2 protein-coding genes are annotated in these 5111 nt (G+C 70.4%); both read right to left on the bottom strand.

Features of this window, described 5'->3' with window-relative positions:
• Positions 1 to 463: 463 nt before the first annotated feature.
• Positions 464 to 2107, bottom strand: coding sequence for a plasmid pRiA4b ORF-3 family protein (locus EFK10_RS41360; RefSeq protein WP_127360804.1), 1644 nt, complete (start codon positions 2105 to 2107; stop codon positions 464 to 466).
• Between the two features lie 79 nt (positions 2108 to 2186).
• Positions 2187 to 4475 (bottom strand): 2OG-Fe(II) oxygenase, encoded by a 2289-nt coding sequence (locus tag EFK10_RS41355; protein ID WP_127360803.1) that lies wholly within the window; start codon positions 4473 to 4475, stop codon positions 2187 to 2189.
• Between the last annotated feature and the right edge of the window lie 636 nt (positions 4476 to 5111).

Here is a 5111-nt window from a genome sequence, read left to right as displayed (position 1 = left end):
GGGATGTACCTCCCGTGCTGGGATCGTGCTGGGACGGACCCCTTCAAGACGACGTTTGTGCAGGTCGCAGCTCTGCACTGGATATTCCGCTTCAACGTTTAGTTTTGGCTCCAATCACCCTCTGGTTTGCGTTTGTGCGTCAGAGGGTGTTTTTGTGATCTGGTTCAAATGTTGTGGTGGAACGTTTGAGGGTGGGGTCTGGAGGTCCGGTCGGAGTGTTCGTGCAGGTCACGTCAGTTTGGTCGGGTAGTTGAATCCGGTCCGGGTTTCCCGTTGCTGGATCCGTGCTGGATGGGGCAGGTACCCGGGCAGGGTATGTGTTCGGTTGTGGGGCGGTGACCCGGCGGGTGTCAAGGACGGCCGACCGCGCGTCTTTCCCTGTAGCGGAGAGCCGGGGCCGCGAGGGAAGGCGAGGGGCACGGCGGTTGCTCCGGGAATCTGTCGACGTGTTCGTTGCCCGGCGTCAGTTGGGGGAGAAGCGCTGGATCAGGTGCTCGTTGATGTCGTCGATCGCGAACGGTGTGGTGGGGTACGCCCCGTCTTCGTCCTCGGGTGTGGAGTCCTCGATCGGGCTGTCGCCCTGCCCTGCCGTGCACACCGGGTAGGCGGTGCCGGGGCCGCCGGCGAGGGTCTTCTGGTAGGTGATCTCGTGGCGCCAGCAGTCGCCGAGGTCGTAGGTGTAGCCCAGGGTGCTGCCTTTCCGGGGAAAGGCGTCGGCGACGAGGACGGTGTCCTCGTCGTCGGCGTCCACGTCGCACCAGGCAGGGGCGTAGGTGCGACGGCCGGGTCCCTGGAAGACATGCAGGTGGTCGTCGTCCCAGTCCAGGACGGTCCGGATGACCTCGTGCAGGTCGCCGAGGGTGAGGGTGGGACGTACCAGGACCCGGCGCCATGCGCCCCAGCCGGTCAGGGAGATCTTGAGCTGGTACACGCTGGGCTGTGACTGTTCGGCACCACCGCGCTCCAGATGGTCGGCGAGGGCCGCGGCGTCGGGGTGACCGCTGTCGCGAAGGGCGTTCAGGCGCTCGGGCCCGACGGCGCCCGGCAGGTCGTGGAACCGTTCGAGCAAGCGTGCCGTGTCGCCGCCGAGCCAGGCCGCGGCGCACTCGTCGACCGCCAGCCAGAGCAGGTCCTGTGGGCTGAGTGCCCGTGGCGTGGGGTCGTCGTCCCACAGTATCCGGCGGGCCGGGGGGCCGAGGACCGGGTGGGCGGCGGCTTGGTGCCACGGCTCGTCGGAATCGACAGGGAGTTGGACGGCGAGTTCGAGGGCGAGTCTGCGCCGCGGGGTGTCCGCCCGGCCGGCTTCGGCGAGCAGGCCTTGCAGCGCGGTGTCGGAACCCTGGACCTCGATCCATGGCCAGATCGCCGGGTAGGGGTCGCGGGGCGGGCGGCGCTGAAGCTCTCCCAGCAGGTCGGTGGTGCTCATCCGCGGTGAGATCTGTGCCGGGCGCAGCTGCTCCAGTGCCCAGCTTCCGAGCGGAGTGAGGCCGCGGTTGCCATCGGCCGCCCCCGCGTCGACGAGGAAGGTGCGGAGCTGCTCGAACTCGTGCTCTTCCTGAGTCCAGAGAAAGGAGCAGCGCCAGGACAACGGCCACTGGCCGCCGCGTGTCATCTCGAGGATGCGGGCGCTGACGCAACCCGCGTCCCCGGGGTCGTCGGCGGTGGACAAGGCGGACAGCAGGACGGCGATGCAGGTGGCGTGCTCGTCGTCATCACGCGGCCGTTCTGTGCCCGCGCCGAAGGGGATGGCTGCCGACAGGGCGTCGAGCCAGCGTTGCACCACGGTCTCCGGCGGCAGCTTCGGCCAGTCCGACTCCGCTGCGGCGCCGTGGCCCCGCCCGCCGTCGACGATCACGAAACCGCCCGCGCGGGCGAAGCGCCACACCATGCCGAGCTCGGGAATGTCGGCGGCACGACGTACCCGGCCTGGCGCGGGGATGCCCAGTGCGGCGGCGGTCGCGGGGGCGTCGGAGGGTTTCGGCATGCCAGTGGGGGTCAGTGCCCGTCCCGGACCGAGCCAGGCGGCGAGGGTTCGGCCGCGCGCGGCCAGCCGGCAGGAGCCGGCGGCGAGGGCGAGCGCGGGGGACGGGGACGTTGACGCGGTCACCGCGGCAGCCTATCGGGCCCGCACCACCCGCCGGCGGTGCGGGCGTTACCCGTCCGGCGTGACGGCGGCCCGTTCCCGCTCACGCCGCGCGCCGGGTCGCTGTCAGCCACGCCAGGTCGGCCGCGGCCTCGTCGCGTGCGTGCGCGGCGCTGGTGAACAGCTTGTCGGTCTTGGTCAGCACCAGGGTGTAGGGCCGCCCCTGCCGCCGGGTCTGGTGGCGCACCGGCAGCTCCGCCGCGTCGATCCGGGAGTGCACGTGCCGCCGTCCGTCTTTCGCCAGCGGCCACTCCAAGGTCCGCTGCGTCCGTGAGACGAGAAACGTCCCCAGCCGGTCGCAGAGGTCGCACCCGCACCCGGTCCATTCGATCGACCAGTCGTCTTCGTCGCGCGGCGGCGTCGCGGCGATCCGGCCGAGCCGCTCCGCGCAGTCCCGGGCGACCTGGTCGAGCCCCGCCGCCCCGCGCCCGTCCGCCAGGCGCAGCGCCGGCATCAGACACTCCAGTACGGTGTCCGCGCACTCGCGCAGCGTTCCCGCGATCTCGTCGCGGAGCGGGTCATCGGCCGCGTCCAGCAGCCGCACCAAGGGCGAGCTCAGGATCTCCAGCTGTCGCCGGCGGACATCGCTGTGCGCGGTAGTGGTCCAGAGCCGGAGCCGGCTGTCCAGCCAGCCCCAGGCCCCGGCGGCCAGGAGCTGTGCCACGTGCGGGCTCCCGGTGGCACGCAGCGCCCCGCACAGTCCCGGCAGCATGGTGTCGGCCCACTCGGACAGGTCGGATCCGTACGGGTCGCGCTTCGACCCGAACCACCCGTCGACGACGCTCCGGGTCCACTGCTCGCCGTACCGCTCAGCCGCTGCCGCCAGCCCGGCCGCGTGCTCCCGCGCCAGCAGCTGCACACGGAACGGTTCAAGCAGCATCGCCGCAGTCCCGGCGGCATCCAGACCCACCGCCACATCCAGGGCTGCCGGAAGCACTCCTGCCTTCGTTTCCAGCTGGGACCAGAACGGCGCGAGCGACTGTGCCGCGCGGCGTGCGCCCGCCAGATCCCCGGCGTCGATACGGTCACGGAGGTCACGCAAAGCCCACCGGGACCCGGCCTCGGCACGCGCCGCGAACGCCCTCTCACGCGGCCACACGACGACCGCGGCCCGCCGGTACCACCGGTCCAGCGTGTTGCCGTAGTTGCCCATATAGCCCTCGTACTCGGACTGGTAGGGAGTCAGGCCCGCGTTCGGGGTGGCTGCACACACCTCGTCCTCACTGACGAGCAGCGAGATCGGTTCACCGCTGGCGCCGTCCTGGCCGGTCCACCAGTCGAGGGTGATCTCGTCGTCGATCAGCTCGTTGAGTTCGTAGTCCTCGGGATCCTCGTTCGGGCCGTCGCCGGTGTCGTCCTCCTCTTCCTCTTCCTCTTCGTCCTCGTAGTAGTCCCATGGGTCGCTGCCGGAGGGCAGAGCGTCCCAGGTCTCCTTCACCTCGGCGAGTGCCAGCACCGTCTCGCATCCGGCCTGCTCCGCCGCGGCGCGCAGCAGCGCGGCACGCTCCGCGTCGGCGCCCTTGAGGCGCTGCCAGTTCAGGCCCCGCTGGGTGTACTCGTGGTCGAGGAGGAAGACCAGCCGGTTCGGCGGGGGCAGGACGCGGCGTGAGTATCGCGGGGTGACCGGCGTGCTGAAGTGCTCGGTCAGGCAGCGCGCCGACTCGGCGGCGGGGCCGGCTTCCACGGCTGGGGAACCGGCGTCGGTGATGAGGTTGAAGGTGAGGGTCTCCCGGTAACCGGACCTGACCGGAGTCACCTGGTGACGGCAGTCGGCGTAGAACGCGATGAGGGTCAGCTCGTCCTTCGACGCTTGGTACGCGATGCTCTCCCTGCCGTGCTCGATGACCAGTTCCCCACCGGTGTGCGCCGAGGGCAGTGACACCACCAGGGAGCCCACCATCGCGTCGTCCTTCTCCGAGTCCTGGTGGGGGAGGAAGAACTGCCCCTTGCCGTACACCAGCATCGAGTGCAGTTCGGCACGGAGACGGGACCCGCGTGGAAGCCCGAGCCCGTCACGGAAGTGCTCCAGCGCACGGTCGAGCAGTGCCGGCCAGCCGGTTCCGCCCAGAGCGATCTGGTCCGGGGTCAGCTCCCAGGTGTCCCGAACGCTGGGGTCGGCCAGCGTCGCCTCCCCACGCCCGAACTTCGCCGGCCGCGCCACCGCGATCAGCTTCTTCGCCAGGGGGGCGCGGAGCGGAAGTTTCACCGGCCCGACGCCGGAGACCTCGAGCCGGAGCAGGTCCGCCGGTGCCGACAGCTGAGCGCTGAACGATCCGGTGGGCTCGGCGCCGCCCAGCAGCCTCGCCAGCCGTTCCCTCGCGGTCTTCGCCATGCGCCCTCGTTCCCGCCCGTCCTGCACCTTCCGGGATGTCACTCTATCGGCGTTGTGGGAGACCGCTGCTCCCTTCTTGCCGTGGTGGCCGAGTAGGGAGAGTTGGGGTACACGGCATCCGGGCAACGCGGCTGCGACGCCAGGTTCCGCGGGGGTTCGGCGTGGACCGTCACCGGTTTCGGCACGCGTCCCCGGCCGGCCCGGGACACCCGCGGATCGGTTGGCGCATTCGGCTATGCCGGTCATGCGGCAAAGTCGTGGTGGGCAGCAACGGGGCAGCGTCTGCCACAGGCGCTCCGCGTCCGCGGCATGGAGCCGCCGCTGGGGATATACGGGGCACCCGTCGACCAGGGCACCCGACAGCCGCTCTGGCCAGCCCAAATAACCCTTCGGGGAGTCTGGAAGGGGCGACCGCGACGGTGCTGGACATGTGCTGGATCGTGCGGCGGGGCACGGTGTTTCCGCAGGTGGCAGCGCTGCACCCAATGTTCCGCTTCAACGTTTAGTGCTGTTCGGCTGTCTGACGACGTGGAGAATGCGCAGGTCAGTCCCCCTGATCCCTGTCGGGTACGCCTTGCGGGCGTGAAAACATGGCGGTGGTGCCTGTCCGCCGACTCCGATGCTTCGTTGGGACGT

This window comes from Streptomyces soli, assembly GCF_003999195.1.
Lineage (GTDB): Bacteria > Actinomycetota > Actinomycetes > Streptomycetales > Streptomycetaceae > Actinacidiphila > Actinacidiphila soli.
The sequence above is the reverse complement of the archived record's forward strand: the minus strand, read 5'-3'. Positions and strand labels throughout refer to the sequence as shown.

What these genes read in the sequence shown, in the direction of transcription:
- EFK10_RS41355 (WP_127360803.1), bottom strand. Translation starts at nt 4,475, where the DNA reads ATGGCGAAGACCGCGAGGGAACGGCTGGCGAGGCTGCTGGGCGGCGCC.